General features: G+C 57.2%; 15 protein-coding genes. 4 read left to right on the plus strand and 11 right to left on the minus strand.

The window, feature by feature from the left end; translation table 11 throughout:
* Window positions 1-6: 6 nt before the first annotated feature.
* The 10 genes from rpsO to WCK51_07995 all read right to left on the minus strand — a co-directional run bounded on the left by rpsO (window position 7) and on the right by WCK51_07995 (window position 10,036).
* Window positions 7-288 carry a 30S ribosomal protein S15 gene (gene rpsO, locus WCK51_07950; GenBank protein ID MEI7576810.1) on the minus strand — a complete coding sequence of 94 codons (282 nt, stop codon included), beginning with the start codon at window positions 286-288 and terminating at the stop codon, window positions 7-9.
* A gap of 152 nt (window positions 289-440) precedes the next feature.
* The gene (locus tag WCK51_07955; GenBank protein MEI7576811.1) at window positions 441-773 is read right to left on the minus strand and encodes a DUF5615 family PIN-like protein; all 333 of its coding nucleotides are present in this window, start codon (window positions 771-773) and stop codon (window positions 441-443) included.
* The gene (locus WCK51_07960) at window positions 770-988 is read right to left on the minus strand and encodes a DUF433 domain-containing protein (GenBank protein ID MEI7576812.1); all 219 of its coding nucleotides are present in this window, start codon (window positions 986-988) and stop codon (window positions 770-772) included. Before WCK51_07960 ends, WCK51_07955 begins: the two co-directional genes overlap by 4 nt.
* Before the next feature lie 65 nt (window positions 989-1,053).
* Entirely contained in the window at window positions 1,054-2,343 is a 1,290-nt protein-coding gene (locus WCK51_07965) for a hypothetical protein (GenBank protein MEI7576813.1), read from the minus strand.
* A 9-nt stretch (window positions 2,344-2,352) separates the two neighbouring features.
* Window positions 2,353-3,729, minus strand: a complete 1,377-nt coding sequence (locus WCK51_07970) for an aldehyde dehydrogenase (NADP(+)) (GenBank protein MEI7576814.1) — start codon at window positions 3,727-3,729, stop codon at window positions 2,353-2,355.
* 86 nt (window positions 3,730-3,815) lie between these two features.
* Window positions 3,816-5,063 carry an FAD-dependent oxidoreductase gene (locus tag WCK51_07975; GenBank protein MEI7576815.1) on the minus strand — a complete coding sequence of 416 codons (1,248 nt, stop codon included), beginning with the start codon at window positions 5,061-5,063 and terminating at the stop codon, window positions 3,816-3,818.
* 5 nt (window positions 5,064-5,068) lie between these two features.
* On the minus strand, window positions 5,069-6,031 hold the full coding sequence (locus WCK51_07980) for a proline racemase family protein (protein MEI7576816.1): 963 nt from the start codon (window positions 6,029-6,031) through the stop codon (window positions 5,069-5,071).
* A 3-nt stretch (window positions 6,032-6,034) separates the two neighbouring features.
* Window positions 6,035-6,940 carry a dihydrodipicolinate synthase family protein gene (locus tag WCK51_07985; GenBank protein ID MEI7576817.1) on the minus strand — a complete coding sequence of 302 codons (906 nt, stop codon included), beginning with the start codon at window positions 6,938-6,940 and terminating at the stop codon, window positions 6,035-6,037.
* 12 nt (window positions 6,941-6,952) lie between these two features.
* Complete coding sequence (locus WCK51_07990; protein ID MEI7576818.1) at window positions 6,953-7,465, minus strand: hypothetical protein; 513 nt, start codon at window positions 7,463-7,465, stop codon at window positions 6,953-6,955.
* Window positions 7,466-7,519: 54 nt separating this feature from the next.
* Window positions 7,520-10,036 (minus strand): prolyl oligopeptidase family serine peptidase, encoded by a 2,517-nt coding sequence (locus WCK51_07995; GenBank protein ID MEI7576819.1) that lies wholly within the window; start codon window positions 10,034-10,036, stop codon window positions 7,520-7,522.
* A 107-nt stretch (window positions 10,037-10,143) separates the two neighbouring features.
* On the opposite strand from WCK51_07995, the gene WCK51_08000 reads away from it, so the two are divergent.
* From WCK51_08000 to WCK51_08010, 3 genes are read left to right on the plus strand one after another with little or no spacing between them, the layout of a single operon-like run.
* Window positions 10,144-10,602 carry a hypothetical protein gene (locus WCK51_08000; GenBank protein ID MEI7576820.1) on the plus strand — a complete coding sequence of 153 codons (459 nt, stop codon included), beginning with the start codon at window positions 10,144-10,146 and terminating at the stop codon, window positions 10,600-10,602.
* A gap of 33 nt (window positions 10,603-10,635) precedes the next feature.
* Window positions 10,636-11,208 (plus strand): hypothetical protein, encoded by a 573-nt coding sequence (locus WCK51_08005; protein MEI7576821.1) that lies wholly within the window; start codon window positions 10,636-10,638, stop codon window positions 11,206-11,208.
* Window positions 11,205-11,675, plus strand: a complete 471-nt coding sequence (locus WCK51_08010) for a hypothetical protein (protein MEI7576822.1) — start codon at window positions 11,205-11,207, stop codon at window positions 11,673-11,675. The genes WCK51_08005 and WCK51_08010 overlap by 4 nt, the downstream gene beginning before the upstream one ends.
* A gap of 35 nt (window positions 11,676-11,710) precedes the next feature.
* Here WCK51_08010 and bla read toward each other — a convergent pair whose 3' ends face one another.
* The gene (gene bla / locus WCK51_08015; GenBank protein MEI7576823.1) at window positions 11,711-12,691 is read right to left on the minus strand and encodes a class A beta-lactamase; all 981 of its coding nucleotides are present in this window, start codon (window positions 12,689-12,691) and stop codon (window positions 11,711-11,713) included.
* A 127-nt stretch (window positions 12,692-12,818) separates the two neighbouring features.
* On the opposite strand from bla, the gene WCK51_08020 reads away from it, so the two are divergent.
* Window positions 12,819-17,246 (plus strand): glutamate synthase-related protein, encoded by a 4,428-nt coding sequence (locus WCK51_08020; protein ID MEI7576824.1) that lies wholly within the window; start codon window positions 12,819-12,821, stop codon window positions 17,244-17,246.
* The last annotated feature ends 44 nt before the right edge of the window (window positions 17,247-17,290 follow it).

Consider the following 17,290-nt stretch of genomic DNA (forward strand, 5'->3'; position numbering starts at 1 on the left):
TTAAGATTAACGGGGCTTAACTTCACGAATGCCGAGTTTCTTGATGAGTGCACGGTAGCCCACAACATCCTTGTTGCGGAGGTAAGCCTCGAGGCGTCGTCGCTTACCAACCAACACGAGCAATCCACGTCGACCGTGGTTGTCTTTCTTGTGGGTTCGAAGGTGATCCGTAATCTGCTGGATTCGAGCCTGCATGATGGCGATCTGAACTTCTGCCGAACCGGTATCTCCGGCCTTGGTGGCGTTATCTGCGATGACTTGTGCTTTCTTATCTGGACTCAGGGGCATGGTGTTTCTTAAGCTCCGTAGTTAAATCGAGATCGAGAGTATTTCGTCCACCGCTCAGTTCAGGCTCCCTTTCCCGTAGGCTTTCGGGGGGCTGAAGTCAACGGTTTACGCGCAACCATCGATCCGACACATCAATATACCTGATAGGCCGTTCATCGGATTTCAACAAGACTTTCACCCGACTCAATCTGAAGTAGTGCCAGCGGCAGGATCCGGGTCAGAACCTGGAGCATTTCGGAATTCGATCGATTCCCTGAACGAATCCAGATAATGCTCGGTGGAGGGCCGAACCTCTGCACCAACTCGGCAAAGTCAGAGTCCTTCGTCAGGATGATGCTCTCATTCAGCTTCGCCGAAGCGAATATCTCTAAGTCACTCGACTCGCGTAGACCCAAATCGCGAATCGGGACCACCTTGCACCCAAGAGCGGTCTCTAACCCGGTAGCCAACGCCGGGGAGAGATGAGCATCCAACCACAGAATCATGAGACCAGAATCGGATGGTTCAGTTGTTGGGTGGCGTAGAGCAACGAGGCACTGATGTCCTCTCGCTCCAGGTCATCATGTTCCTCAAGAATTTGCTCGGTGCTCATTCCCGAGGCCAAAAGCTCCAGCACGTCCGTGACCCTTATCCGCATACCCCGAATGCATGGCCGACCGCCGCACTGTTCAGGATTGATCGTGATTCGAGAAACGCTCATATAGGAAGTATACGACAGGGAAACTCAAACCTATTTCGGCCTGCCAAGATGCGACGAGTAAGCCGTTACAGCCGTACAGAATCCTCTCCACCGCTTTGCGTCGTCACGACGATGTTCACTTTGTCACCTCCGATCTTTCCCCGCAGCTCTCTGAGACTAAACTCCGCTCGCTTTCCGCTAAGGTTCTGCATCCAGTTTGGCTTGCCATCTTGCCACACCGAAATCAGCCGGAGTTCGTCGGCAGAATCGGCGGCGAGGGTGTCCCCTTTCAGCACGAGTTTCGGCTTGATTGGTTTTTCCGACGCGGGTCTGCGAGGCTGAAAGAACGGACTCAATGAGAGCCGAGCGCTGTGAACCGGATCCCAGTAGGAGGGAGGAGTCGCTCGTCGATCCTCCTTCAAACCGGGTTCAAACCCAATGAGTGCCGCACTGAACTGATCGAACCCCCGCGACATGATGCACCGATTGTCGATCGAGTGCGGAAGTCCGAACGTATGTCCCAACTCATGCATCATTGCGCCAATCGTCGTCGATGAATTCGCCCAAGCGCGGTATCGTAGACCCGAATCATCCAACTCCACTTTTGGGTCAATCACCCGGTTATCCGAAAACGCCCGCACCGAATCGGCAACCGAAGTGGGCCAAAACCGGACGCATCCACCGCCGAAGAGTGCGAGCGATCCTCCGCCGAGGGCCGTCGCCCCGGTGGTCGTTTGGGTTGCTGCGTCATAGCGCGTAAAGCCCATGACCACAAGCAACTTCTCCTGGTCCGTCTTGAACTTCGGCTGAAGTTCGGCGTAAACCTTTGACCAAGTGACCTCCGCCTTCTGGGCTCGAAGCTCGGCCCCGGTTTGGCTGGACTTCAGAAACGAAATTGGCACATGACCATCTCGCCCAAAATCCAAAGTGAAAGTTCGCGAGACCCGTTCCGTGCGGCGAAAATGGTCCTCGCAAAACGCCTGCATCAGCTTTGCCGCCGTCGAGAAACGAGTTTGGACGTCAACTCTTTTGGTCCCTGTTAGGCCAAATACGGATGGCTCGGACTCATCTGCGGCGTCCAGGTAAACCAGTCTAACTTTGCATCCAGATGTGGCGGGCTTGCACGAGATGCGAGTCTCCGCCTTGGAATGAGTGTCGCCAACGCTGATCTGGACATCGCCGTCCTTGAGCTCAATCGGAGCCGCAAACCTGCCTTCCACCGTCGGAACCCTAACTGCTCGGCTTCCAGAAGCGGAAATCGACACCTCCGCCGCCCACGAAGTCCCCCGGACAATGACCGCGCGTGATCGAATCACGTTCCCACTCAATGGGCTCGTAATGGTAACCGCGGGCGGAGGGAGCAAAATCGGCAACATGGCAAAAGCCTAAGAAGCGGTCAGCCAATCCGGTGCGTTCTGGTACGCGACCGGACGTAGCCACCGCTCCACCGCGTGGTTGCCTACGCTCGTAAACCTAGAGTCCGAAGACGCCGGGTAAGGCCCCCCATGCTGGGTCGCCTCACAAACCTCAACCCCCGTCGGGAAGCCGTTGAACACGATCCGCCCCGCGATTTGTTCAAGCGCGTGTAGAAGTACCTCAACAGAACTTCGGTCGCCTTCGCCGAAATGGACCGAAGCCGAGAGGTTGCCCTGACTGCCCAGACACAAAAGCATCTCGTCAAAACTAGAGCAGGTCACGATAAGTCCGAAGGGCCCGAACACCTCTTCCTGCAAGTGCGGATTCTTGACGAAGTCCGTCCCCGAGACCTCGGCCAGCCCCGCTTGACCCGGCGACGAAACCTCCACCAGAGTCGAAACGCCCTCTTGGCGGCAAGTCGTCTGCGCCAGCCGAACGTAGTTCTCGGCAATGCCCGGGGTCAACATTGTTCCGACTGGGGCCGCCGCCGCGAGCTCTTGCATTTTCGCCTTTGCTGCCGTCCACTCCGGCGAATCGATGCCAAGAACTATCCCCGGGTTGGTGCAGAACTGACCAACTCCTAGTGTCAAAGATGGTACATAACCTTCGGCAAAACCCGCCACTCCGCCCGGCAAAACGAATATCGGATTCACCGAGCCCATCTCGGCGAAGACCGGAATCGGAACGGGTCGTCGTGCAGCCGCGTCCATGAGCAGCCGTCCGACCTTGAGCGAACCAGTAAAGCCGACACCTTTGATAAGAGGGTGCTCTACTAGTCCAAGCGAAACCTCATTATCTCCGTGAACGCACTGGAATGTCCCTTCAGGAAACCCGTGAGCCTTCACCTGCGCGACCAAGATATTTGAGACCATTCGCGAAGTCTCGGGATGTGCAGGGTGCGCTTTGACGACCACCGGACACCCCGCCGCCAACGCTGAAGCAGTATCACCGCCCGCAACGCTATAGGCGAGAGGGAAGTTCGAGGCACCAAAAACGGCAATTGGCCCAATCGGAATCATGAAGCGACTGAGGTGTGGCCGAGGCGGCGTTCGGTCGGGAAGCGCCGTCACCACATCAACTGCCTTAAACCGCCCCGCCCGCACATCCACCGCATGATTGCGGAACTGCCCCGCCGTCCGGTCGCATTCTCCGTTCAAACGACCTTCTGGAAGGTGCGTCTCCCTCATCGCCACCGGCACAATCTCCGCCTTCGCGGCGGTCAATGCATCCGCGATCCCGTCCAATAAATCTGCGAGCGCAGCCCCGTCCACCGAGCGCAAGAACGGCGCGGCACCAGCAACACGACGAACGACAGAATCAAGTTCAGAAAAGGAGATTTCAAGCATATAGGATCGTTTTGGAGTGCGAGGCGCAAGCCGCGCTTTGACTTTGCCAGCTAATCAGCCAACGGAGAGAAGATAAAATGACGCGATCAAGCATATCGGTTTGGATCCAACTGGTCGAGAGGCAACGACGTCTCCCGTCCAGACAGCAGCTCGGAAACCAGCTTACCGGTGATCGGCCCCAAACTCAGCCCCATCATCCCGTGACCAGAAGCAACAATCACATTTGGATTCGATTTGATTCGGCCGATGTAAGGCAAACCGTCCGGCGGGCAAGGGCGATTCCCCACCCAGATAGGCTCGCCGTGCATGTCGGCTTCCGAGAACTGTGGATAATACTGAGGCACCGACTCAATAATCCCTTGAACCCGATTCTGATTAAGGTAATCGCTCGGCGGCCCGAGTTCCATCGTTCCCGCAATTCGCAGCCCGTCCTCCATCGGCGTAACCGCCACCCGTGCCTCCGCCAACAACGCGCAAATCCGAGGCATCACCGGCGGTTTTGCTACTGTCATGCTGTACCCACGCCCGGCCAGCATAGGCATCTTCAGCCCAAGGCTCCTCACCATTCCTCCGCTCCAAGCCCCGGTCGCAACCACCAGTTCATCAAACGGATGATCACCCGCCTGGGTATGAACCCGATGCAGCCGACCGTTTGACTTCCCAAATCCCGTCGGTGCTTGCAGATCAACAAACGTCGCCCCGTTTCGGCTTAGGTGATCGCGCAAAGCCGAAATTAAGTTGCTCGGAGTCAGCGAGGCGTCATCCAAAAAGTGAACCGCGCCGCAAACATCATATTGAGTTTCCGGGTCGAGGGTCTGCAATTGGCTGGCTGAGATCACCTCGGCCCGAACTCCAATCTGGTTCGCCCGCTGGGCCAGAGCCGCCTCATGCTCAAGAGTGCTCTGCTTCTTGCAAAGCATCAATAGCCCATCTCGACGCAACTCAAATCCAACGCCGACTGCCTCGGTGAGAGCCTCATACTCCCGCCGCGAAAACAGATTCAAATCCCGCAGAATCGTCTCGGTTTTTGCAACGTGAGCCGAATTCGCTGCCCTCCAGAAGTTCCACGTCCATAGCAACTGATCCACCGAAGGAGGGAAGTGGAACCCAAACGGTGACCTCGGATTCAGGAGCATCCGCAGCCCCATCTGAATCATCCCTGGAGCCGCCAGCGGCACAAAGTGGCTCGGCACAATCATCCCCGCATTGCCAGTGGACGTTGAGGAAGTCCCCTCAGGCCGGTTGTCAATGATGGTCACCTCATGCCCGTCTCGCTTGGCGTAATAGGCCGAGCAAAGCCCAATGATCCCGCCGCCGATGATGACAACTTTCATCGTCTCTACCCCCCCTCTCCATTCATGGAGAGAGGGCCGGGGGGCGAGGAAATCCCCCAACAGAACGGATCGCTCTCTTCGAAAATCAGGGTCGCTTCGCCGCAGATATTCGCCCGACCGAGGATATGCGGAATCAACTGCCGCTGATCATCCAGCGTCACCCACCCCGTGAACTTCGAACCCGTAATCGACTCCTGCACCCACTTCTGACCAACTTCCAGTTTGCCATCGGCAAACAAACAAGCCAGTTTCGCGCTCGTCCCGGTTCCGCAGGGTGAGCGGTCATAGGCCGATCCGGGGCATAGAACGAAGTTGCGAGAATCCGCAGTCGGTGTGTCGTCAAAGAGCTCGACATGATCAACGAAGTGACTATTTGACTCCACAGCATTCAACGCATCCCGAATCTCTTCGGTGAGAGTGATCAAATCTCTTGCGTTTTCTACTTTCAGTTCCGGCATCGCTGGAGTTCGGTGGGCGAGGAAGAACCAGTTTCCTCCCCACGCAACATCTCCCGTGACCGTGCCGACAGAAACTTGAACGTCGACATCTTTCTGAGCGCGAACCGAAGGGACATTTTGAATCTCGACCTCACCGTTCTGCAGCAAAGTCGCCTCAACAACCCCCGCCGGAGTCTCGATTCGGTGCCTTCCAACGCCTATTCTGCCTTGGTGTCGAAGCGTCTCTACTACTCCAATTGTCCCATGCCCGCACATATCCAGGTAGCCGACGTTATTGAAGAAGACAACTCCGCAGATGCACAATTCGTCTTGCGATTCGGTCAGAAGCGCACCCACGATCACATCATTCCCGCGAGGTTCACAAACGACCCCCTTCCTCAAATGATCCTGATGCTGATGCATCCAGTCACGCTTTTCCGCGGCAGTCTCACCGAGAGGCTCAGGCCAGCCGCCAACCACGACCCGCGTCGGTTCGCCACCAGTATGCGTGTCAATGACCTGAATATTCATCGACTACAGTGTAGGGCGATTTGCAACCGCTTCGTCGATGACCGCTTGAATCCGCGCCCGCTCCGCTCCTACCAACGGCAATCGAGGCAACCGAACATGCTCCGCGCAGTATCCCGTCGTCGCTGTCGCCAGCTTGATGTTCTGAACAAACTTGATTCCCACGTCCAAATGCGCCACCGGCGAGAACCACTTGTAAAGCTCCCGAGCCTCGTCCCACTTGCCCGCCATAGCCAGGTCCCAAAGCCGCTGATTCTCGTAAGGGAAGGCAAGCCCAATCCCCATCACCCAGCCAACCGCACCAAGAAACGCGCACTCAAGCGCAAGATCATCAACCCCCGCAAACAGCGCCAACCGATCCCCGATCTGTTTCTGAATATCCAGGAACCGCCGCGTATCTCCGCTCGACTCCTTCAGAGCAACAAACCGATCACTCGCGTCACACAACGTCTCCAAGATCTCCGGCGTCAAATCACCAGGATAGGCCAGCGGGTTGTTGTAAAGCAAAATCGGCAGATCACTCGCCTTGGCCACCGTGGTGAAGTGCGTGATCAATTCATCCCGATCCGCCTTGTAAACCATCGCCGGCATCAACATGATCCCGTCGATTCCCAATGCGGCACACTTAGCCGAATACTCAGCTGCCTGTGCCGTCGAAGTATCCGCAACCCCGCTCAAAACCGCCACTCGCCCGGCCGAAACCTCGCGAGCAACCCGCAAAATCTCAAACTTCTCTTCCCAGGTCAGCGCCAGGTTCTCGCCCAACGACCCCATCATCACAAACCCCTTGACGCCCGAATCAATGAGGACCTCAAGGTGCGCCCGCAACTGATCGTAATTGATGGAAAGATCAGAGTTAAAAGGAGTCGTCAGAGCCGGAAACGATCCGGACCAATAGGGTGTGCTGGGCATTTGGGGGAGATTTTACTCGTCGGGAAGTCCGTCCTCGTTCAGGAAGACGGAGAACTTGCCACTCATCCGATGTTTGGCTCGTCGCCGAGCATAGCGCCAAGCTGAAAAAAGTTCATCGTCTGATTTCGAATCAATTTCTTCAACTATTCTTGCAATCCGGCTATTTACCGTCGCGATATCAGTGAACTCAAATCTTCGAGTCAGTCGAGCAAGTCTCGGAAACATGCCCTCAATGTAAGGACACGAATCATAAGCGGACAACCATCCCACTACCGGCACTCCCTTTCCCGGTCCAACATAGATTTCCTTCAGTGCCTGATTCATGACCTTCGCCAGTAACTCTCGCTCCCTGGATTCATAGGAAAATTGAATCCACCAGGTTCCGTTGGTAATCCAAGGTGTGTCTCCTTTCAGCTCTTTGTAGTGCCAACGTGGAAACGCGGCAGCACTCTCCCTGACTGCAACTTGCAAGAGTTCGTTGATATCGGTATATTCCCCTCTACTCGGCGTGGATAATTCAATCATTTTCGGAGATTGAGGTCGCACTAGTTTGAGGAGCCAGTTCAACCACTCCACAACTCACTTCCAACGAGGCTCGACGCCCAGCAGATTCTTCACCAGAAAATCCCGCAGCTTCCGCTTTCCATAAGGGTGCCCAACCGCCCCGTGACCCACATTCGGAATCACGACGAAATCAAAGTCCTTATCCGCCTTGATCAGCGCGTCGATCACCTGATACGTCGAAGCTGGATCCACGTTCGTATCCGCCTCCCCGAGCAACAGCAACAACTTGCCGCGAAGGTTCTTCGCCAAAGTCCGTCCCGACTGGGCCTCGTAATGCGGCCCAACCAGCCCCATCCACTGCTCGTTCCACCAGATCTTGTCCATTCGGTTGTCATAGCAGCCACAATCTGCAACCCCGACCTTATAGAAATCCCCTTGGGTCAACAGCGCATGAAGTGTATTCTGCCCGCCCGCCGAAGTCCCGTAAATCCCGACCCGAGTCAAGTCCATCTGAGGAATCTCCCGAGCCACCGACTTCATCCAAAGAATCCGGTCCGGGAAGCCAGCGTCCACGATGTTCTGATAGCAAACGTCGTGGAACGCCTTGCTCCGATTGCTCGTTCCCATCCCGTCGATGCGAACCACGATGAACCCAAGCTCCGCCATCTGCATCCCGCCCGCGTTGGTATGGAAGTTCTTCGGAACGTGGCTGCTATGCGGCCCCGCATAAATGTCCTCGACCACCGGATAGCTCTTCGCCGGATCAAAATTTGTTGGCAGATAAACGTGACCCCAAATGTCCGTCTTCCCGTCCCGCCCTTTCGCGCTGAAGACGCGAGGCATCTGAAAGCCCGCCTTGGTCAGCTCCGAAGCATCGGCAACCTCCAAATCCAAAACCTTCTTCCCGGTCAAAGCCGAGCGAACTTCATGGACCGGAGCCAAGTCCGGCCGAGAATACGAATCAAGCAAATAAGCCCCATCCGGCGAATAAGACACCCGATGATTCCCATTCCCCTCGGTCAGCCGAGTGAACCCGGTTCCATCGAAGTTCACGCGGCAAAAATGAACATTGTAGGGATCCTGATCCCCGTCCATTCCGCTCGCCTGGAACCAAATCTGCCTCTTATCCTCGTCCACCCGATCCAACGCCCGAACAACCCATTGCCCACGTGTAATTGGTCTAAGTCTGGCAGGCGCGTGCATGCTCGGATCGTGTGCGAAATCATAGCTGTAAAGATGGCTCCAACCCGACATCTCACTCTGCCAAATCCCGATCTTCGCACCAGGAACGTATTCAAAGAACGATTTCGCAGTCCAGTCGATGAACGTCTTGGAAGTTTCAAGGATTTTGGTATTCCAAGAATGAAATGCTGTTTGTTCAACTGATTGGACAGAAAGCATTTTCAGGTCCATTCGCTGGTGCCCGCGATAATTCACTCTGTAAATGAACTTAGAATCAGAGATCCATCGTTCTTTATCAATCTCCCAAATCTCCCTCTTCTTCGAACCCATATCCGGCTGATCTTTCGAAAGCTGCACGTCTCCCAGGGTGTAAGCGCAGATTGTCGGCTGAGCGATCTTATCTCCTGGCTTCAGATATTGTCGGCTGGTCAACTTGGGTTGAAACTGATCAGGTGGACTTGTCATCACGATGTTCAGAGGATGAGACTCCTCGGGTTTGACCTGATAAAAGACAACGCTCGTGGAATCTGGTGACCAAAAAACCGGCCCCCGGTAAGCATTCGCCGCCGAGCCATCAGTCGTTAGTTGCTTCTTTTCTTTCGTCCCAACATCAAAAAGGTTCGCCTGGTTGTCAGTAAACGTAATCCGCCACTTTCCGTCCGGCGATTCGTTCTGCGGCCGCTGCCGAGCCGGAGTAAACGGAACCCGCTTTCCATCCAAAAACGCCGTTGACCCATTTCGATCTGGCTTATATGTCGCTAATTTGGTCCCATCCATCCGAGTCACGCACCAAAAGTGCGTCACCGAAGTCTGAATCGACCACTCCTTCCCCGGTTGCAAGGTCTGGTACTCCCGCAGAACCCCGTCGTCTTGAATCCAATGAATCTTCAGCGGCTCCGCCGAGTCGTTGCGAAACGTGATCGAAGTCTGATCCCCGCCCCCTCCGCTCTCGGGAACCTCCTCCGGCGCATAAGCCTTCAATCCCCCAACAACCGGGTCACGACCTTTGCGAACCTCAAACGTCTTCAGGTTCACCTGATAAGCGTCATCCAGCGTGAACGTCACCGCAGAGGCATCATCACTAAACGAGGCCTTCGGCGGCAACTGAGTAGGATCAACCGGCTTTCCCGCTGCCTTGCTCAAAGCCAGCGCCACCGCCCGATGATCAAACGCTAGTGCCTTCTTACCCGCGGCCGCATCCACCAAAACAAACTCCGACTTCCCCGCCGGAAGCTGACGCACATACCAAGCCTTCCCGCCCTTCAGCCAGTTCAGCGTCAGCCGCTCATTCAGAACCTTCCCCGAAAACCGCTGCCCAAAAGAATCCGCCCGAGCATAATCCGCCGCCGACCCCTGCGAATATGCCAGGGCAGGGAAGGCAACAAGAAGCAAAACGAAACGCCGAATCATCTCCGTATTACACCTGAACAAGGTGAGCGTCAATGTGGAGTGCGCGAAGCAATTCGCGCTTTAGCTTGGCAAGTCGAGTGCTTCGAATCAAGCCGTGATACAGTTAGATGATGGCGTGGCTCAAGCGACTGTGGATTCCAATTGCCATGATCGCCTTCATTTTAGGCGCCGCCCTCCTACTCTCCGCCGCTCATCCCTTCCAACTCCTCGCCGATCACTACAACCGACCAGCCCTCCCACCCCAACCGTTCGATGTCAACAAGTGGCCGAAGAAACCCTACATCGAACGACAACTCCCCATCCGGCAGTCAATGTCCGACTCCATCCAAAAAGAGTTCAAACCTGGCCTCACCCGCCACGAAATCGAACAAAAACTCGGCCCACCCGACAGAACCGAAACGGATCAAGAGCTGATGACTGGAAACGAGCGAGGACTCGGCTTCGCCAAGGGAGACACCGCCATTAGTTACATAGTCCTCCAAGACTTCGCCAGCGGCCCCTTCACCCTCTGTTTTGTTTTCGATAAGAGCAGTCGCCTGAAGAAGGTTTTCTACCGTTGGGGATAGGTTCGATTCGAATCCGTCGTACAATTCTGACCAGTGATCATTGTCGCACTCATGGTCCCGTTCATTATCCAACTCCGGAGAGAGACCGAATCCGTGCGAATCCCCTTCAATGGTGTCAACCTTGAACTCTCGACAACGTGCCGCGCCATTCCGCCAACGGACGTTCCAATCCAAAGTGCGTATGCCAAGTTCGACGCCAAAGATAGTGCGGAGCTCGAATTTGGCGACCGGGCTTCGATGCTCGATGGAGGCTCCATGTTCTTGGTTGATGTTCTCACCAGCCTCTCCGTGAGCTACAAAGGCTTCAAAGGCACCTACGAGAACCTTGAATACGAGGGCTGGATGCCAACCCCAAACCATTGCAACGAAGGATCACCGCTTAGCGAACAGATTCCCGGACGCTATGGCGTGGCCCTCAGCAAAGATCAGAAGACCTTGGCACTCGCAATGAATGTGGGAGACGGAGGAGTCGGAGCCGAATTCGTGATGATTCTAACGAACAGCAAAGCCACGCTCTACAAGTTTGATAGCGGGGATCCACGACCGAACTTACAACCTTGGGCAGAGAAGTGCCTCGCTGACTACCTCAAAGGTGCGCCGCGATGATCCTCGCCCTCCTGCTCCAGTCCAACCTCGCCACCGCCTGGCCAGATCTGCCGAATCCAACCGCTTGCTGGAGCGATGGGACACATTACAAACTCGTCCTCGCCCCAACCCACATCCAAGGCGAACCCCACCTCCTCAAGCTCCGCATCCAAAAATGCGGAAGAAAGACCAAAACAATCATCATCGACGACTCTCCTGGCTACTACGAACAACTCGCCATCTGCCCCCGCCCCGGCGGAGTCCTCATCGCCGGAGCTCCCTGGCGTAACGTCCGATTCTGGGCAGTCGATCGAGCAAGGCAACTCTGGACAATCCCTCTCATGCTTTCCAGCGATGAGGGGCTAATAGGCGTCAATAAACAGGGGATTGTCTACCTTGAGTCGGAACGGCGACAGGACTCCACAGAGATTTTCCGATTGAGAGTCTTCAGCGCGAAAAAGCTTGACCTAGTCGATTACCAACCCTAACAGATTTTTAACCCGACGACAGTAGCGAAAAGAAGTTACCGCCCAAACAACCCCGACGCCCCCGGAACCTTCGCGATAGTCGCGTTCCGAGCGTCCATGTCCCCCTTCGCATCCCCCAGGAAGCAAACAATCACGACAAATCGCCCGGAATCATCCCGAGCAATCCCCACGTCGTTTGTCGCCACCGCCATCCCGTTCCAGGTTCCCGAGGAGCCCGTCTTGTGACCAAACTTCCAGGGAGCGGGAACGCTATTCGCGAGCCGCTCGGGATAGGTCTGAGTGCCTTCCATCACCTTCAAAAGCTCCTCCGTCGAACTCTTGCTCAGCAGCTTGCCCGTCGCCAGCTTCACGAGCAAATACCCAAATCCCCGAGGCGTCGCCGTGTCGCGCGGGTCGGCCATGTATCGCTTCTGTGCTGCTGTCCGAGCCTTTGGCGACATGGCGGCGACCTCCTTATCATAAACACCCTCGACCCGAAACGAAGGCTTCCACTTCACCCCAACCGTCTCGCATTGCAAGATCCGCTCCGTCCGATCCACGCGAACCCCTGTGATCCCCTTCCGGCGCAAAAACGACTGAACGACCCCAATTCCTCCGAGCTTATCGACTAACACATCCACTGCCATCGAATCGCTCTGCTGAACCGCGAGCTCAATCAACTCGCGAACCGTCACAACCGTCGTTTTCCCCGGTCCAACCCGCGCCGCCAGTGGCTGATGGCTCATCGACATATCCTCGTACCCCACAGTGAACTTAGTCGCCAAACTCAGCTTTCCCCGATCAATGGCATCAAACGCCGCCATCGCAGCCACCAGCTTCATCACGCTCTGGAGCGAGAACCTTTCGTCAGGACGGCTCGCAACCACCCGCTTCCCATCGGTAACGAATGCGCCGAGACGGCCAGATGTTGCAGCATCCAGTTGGGCAAGGCTCGGTGAGGATTTCTGAGTCGTGACTAGCGTCGCGAGGAGGTAACTGGCAAGCATCTCAATCGGTAGCTTACGAGCTTTTTTCACGAGAGGATTCACAAAATCCCAATCTTGCTGTAGAATGCTAATCCCGGCGTAGCGATGTTGCCTTCCGGTCCCGCAAAGAGTGCGGACGTTAGGCACAGTCATGTATCAGGTAGAGCGCAATGGTCGGATGATTCTGGAAGCAGATGCCTGCGGAATCGGTTTTCTCGCTTCGCGAAAGGGCGTCGCCCAAAGGCGCGTCGTCGAACAAGCAATCGAGCTAACCAAGAACTTTGACCACCGGGGGGCGCCCGGCCACGGCTCCGGATTCCAAATCGACATCCCCTGGGGCCTCCTGCTCGACCGCTTCAAGGACCACACCAAGCTCGTCGCCCAACACGACGTCGCCCTCGGAATGTTCTTCCTCCCGTTCGACAGCAAGGTCCGCCAAAAGTGTATCGAAGAAGTCGAGCGCATCTCCGCGTTGGCCGGGGTGAGGGTCCTCGACTGGAAAGACGTCCCGGTCAATCCGTCCGCGTTGCCGGAAGGCTCGTCCGCCCTCCGAACCCTCCCCAGAGTCCGCCAAGCCCTCTTCAAGCGCCCCGACAACATGAGCGAGGAAGGCTGGTTCGCCTGCCGTTACCTCCTCCGTCTTGCGCTCGACGAAGCCATCACTGCCTTCGCCGGAGACGAATTCTCAATCTGCTCGCTCTCCAATCGAACCGTCGTCTACAAGGGCCTCTGCGACCTCTCCCGAATCGCCGACTTCTACACCGACCTCCAAAACGACGACTTCAAGAGCCGCTACGTCCTTTTCCACAGCCGCTACTGCACCAACACCACCACCGCCTGGCGACGCGCCCAGCCGTTCTGGTCCATCGCTCACAACGGCGAAATTTCGACGATCAACGGAAACGTCGCTTGGATGCAAGCCATCGGCAAAGACCTCGTCCGCAACCTCGTCGAGCGTTTCCCTTCGCTAGACACCCTTTCCCAACTGGTCAACTCCATCGTCTGTCCTCGAGGCTCTGACACCGCGAATCTTGACGACATGATGATCGCCCTCCTGGCGGGCGGAATGAGCTTTGAGCAAGCCATGCTTGGTCTTCTCCCGTCTGCGGAATCGGTGCTTGCTCAGGACGATCCGCTCAGAGATTTCTACAAAGCCGCCCGTGTTTATCTCGGAGCCTGTGATGGCCCTGCCGCCCTCGTGGGCTGCGACGGAGACGTCGCCGTAGCCCACCTCGACCGCAACGGTCTTCGTCCGCTCTGGGCGCAAGTCTCCAAAGACTTCGTCCTCGCCGTCTCCGAGCTCACCGGCACGATCGACATCGGCGAAATCGAGGAGCAACGCGTCCTCGGCCCCGGCGAAACCGTGCTCATCAACCTCAACAACGGCCGGGTCTCGATGGACGAAAAGGTCCGCGAAGAAGTCGCCCGTGAGCCCTTCCCATCCCCGGTCGCCCGAATCGCCCAAGCCAGCGCCGTCGAGCCAACGGAAAAACCAACCAAAGAAGACCTTCTCAGCTACCAACTCGCCTTCGGAATGACCAAGGAAGACATCGAAGTCCTCCTCGAACCAATGTCCAAAACCGGCAAACCTCCGCTGGGGGCAATGGGAGACGATACGCCAATGGCGGCGATGCTCGACACCCTCCCCCGGCGGATCGAAGACCACTTCAAGCTCCGCTTCGCCCAAGAAACCAGCCCCCCGATCGACCCCATTCGCGACGCTTGGGTATTCGACACCACAATCACCCTCGGCGACCGCTCTGGTCTCTGGCGAACCGCCTACGGCCGCCTCTACTCGTTTGACAATCCGATCCTGAGCTCAGGAGAAGTAAATTGGCTCAAAGTCCAGCCATCGGTCGCCAAAATCTCCCTCCTAGTCTCCTTCGGCGACGATCTCGAAGACGCGATGGACAAGAAGCTCAAGGAAGCAATGGAAGCCGCAGAAGGCACCAACGTCCTCCTCATCACCGACGTTGCTCCCACCCACAACCAAATCGCCCTCTCCTCGCTGAGATTTGTCTCGCGACTTCACTCAATGCTCGTCGAGCAGGGGCTGCGCCACCGCGTCGGCCTCGCCGCCGAAGTCGGAATCTGGGACGTCCACCACTGCGCCCTCCACATCTCCCTCGGCGTCGATGCGATCTCCCCTTGGCTCGGCATCGCATCGGTCGAGGACGAACCCAAGTACCTCAAAGCCCTCCGCTCCGGCCTCCTCGAAGCCCAATCCATGATGGGCGTCACCCCCGCCGCCGCCTACACCGGGGCGCGGCTCATCGAGGCCATCGGTCTCTCGTTCGAGTTCCTCAACAAGGAGTTCCCCGGAGTCCCTGGCCACATCTCCGGGATCGGAGCCAACATCCTCAACTCCGAATGGCGGCAATTCCACCTTAACGCCTTCGATCCCGAAGCCGCCCTTGTGGACGCCGGTGAATTCCGCCACACCCGCGACGGCCGCAAGCACGCCAACAACGCCGAAATCGTCCGCTCGCTCCAAAGCGCCAGCGGCTACTCGAAGAAGATCCACGAACACAAGCCGGGTACCTATGAGGCGTACCAGTCGTACTCCACCTTGGTTTCAAACCGCACCCCGCTCAACCTCCTCGACCTCGTCCAGATCAAAAAGGGCGACGCCGTACCCGTCGACGAAGTCGATTCAATCGAATCCATCGTCTGGCGCTTCATGGCCCCCGGCATGAGCGAAGGCGCCCTCAGCGAACCCGCCCACCGAACTGTCGCCCGCGCCTTCAACATCCTCTTCCGCCACGCCCGCCTCAAAGGCAACTTCCAAGGCGTCGGCCCTATCGCAAACTCCGGCGAAGGCGGATTCGATAAGACAAGAATCAAACGACCCGACGGCAACCGTTCCGTCCAGTACGCTGGCGGCCGATTCACAATCACCCCCATGACCGCCGCCTGCGCCGACGAAGCCGAGGTCAAATTTGCCCAAGGCGCCAAGCCCGGCAAAGGCGGCCAACTTCCCGGCAAAAAGGTCTCGCCAACGGTCGCCCTCAGACGAGGCTGCGAACCCGGCTACGAACTTGTCAGCCCTCCCATCAACCACAACCTCTACTCCATCGAGGACGTCAAGCTGATGGTCGAAAGCTGGCGATTCCTCAATCCCAAAGTCAACTGCGCCCTCAAGTTCGTCGCCACCACCGGAATCGAAATGGTCGCCGTTGGCGGAGTCAATACCGGCGCAAACCGAATCCACATCAGCGACGGCTGCGGCGGAACTGGTGCCGCCAAACGAGTTGACCAAAAGCACGCCGGACTCCCTGCCGCCGCCGTCCTCGGCTCGGTCCACGACATGCTCATCGAGGAGGGCGTGCGCCACCTCGTCGAAGTCTCCGCCGACGGCGGAGTCCAGAACGGCGAGCAAGTCCTCAAACTCTTCCTCCTCGGCGCCGACAAAGTCGGATTCGGAACCTCGCTCCTCGTTGCGATCGGCTGTTCCATGCTGCGAAAGTGCCACCTCAGCGGAATCGATCCAACCGATCCGAACGGAAAGAGAAGACTCGGCTGCACCCCCGGAGTCGCAACCCAGGACCCCGAGTTCATCGCCCGTTTCAGCGGCAAAGCCAAGCACATCGCCCGCTACCTCACCTTCATCGCTCAAGAAGTCCGCGAGCGAATGGCCGAAGCCGGAATCCGCCACCTCGACGACGTCATCGGCAACCGAAACTTCCTCGAATCGAAACCCGGGATCACCGGCAAAGCTGCCCTCCTCGACCTCGCCGCCCTCACCGGAGCCCCCGGCGAGCATTGCGAATGGCGCGACTACCGCGCCCAAACCGAAGCCAACATGCCCAAGCATCGCCGTCAAGAGCTTGACGCGGTGACCTACATGTTCGACAAGGGCAAGAGCATCGAGATCGACGAAATGCTCACCAACGCCGACCGCTGCGTCGGAGTCGGCGCCGCCGGAATGATCGCTCGCAAACACGGCGACCAAGGCCTCCCCAAAGGCCCACTGCTATTCATCCACCGAGGCTCCGCCGGACACTACTATGCGGCCTACTCGCTCCCCGGAATGGAGTTCCACCTCCGAGGAAACATCGCCGACTCCGCCTTCACTGCCGCCTATGGCGGGCTCCTTGTCGTTTCCCCGCCCCGACGAAGAACCGGTCTCTCCCTCGTCGGCTCATGCTTCGGTTACGGAGCCCGGGGCGGAGAAGCCTTCATCGCCGGCCGCGCCGGAAACCGATTCGGAATCTGCCTCCGCAAGAACCATGAAGGCGGCTCGCCCACGCTCGTCGTCGAAGGCGTTGGCGCCAACGCCTTCCAATACATGACCGGGGGCACCGCCCTCGTCCTCGGCTCAACCGGCCCCAACCTCGGCTCCGGGATGAGCGGCGGAACTGTGTACCTCCTCGACCCAACCCCCGAAAGCCTCAACCAAGACTACGTCGGCCTCAACGAACCAACCGCCGAAGACACCATCAAAATCAAACAGCTCCTCGAAACCCACTTCAAGCAAACCGAAAGTGCCGTCGCCGAGAAGCTTCTAGTAAACTTCGACCTGAGCCGTTTCAAAGTCGTGAAGACCAATCTGGTGCCCGAATGGCTCCCAGAATGGTCCCAAGAACGAACGGCTCAAGTTCTCTGACTCAGCACCATTGCATAACCAAAGCCGAACGGCTATGCTTACAA

This window comes from Armatimonadota bacterium (assembly GCA_037138755.1).
Taxonomy (GTDB): Bacteria; Armatimonadota; Fimbriimonadia; order Fimbriimonadales; family Fimbriimonadaceae; genus Fimbriimonas.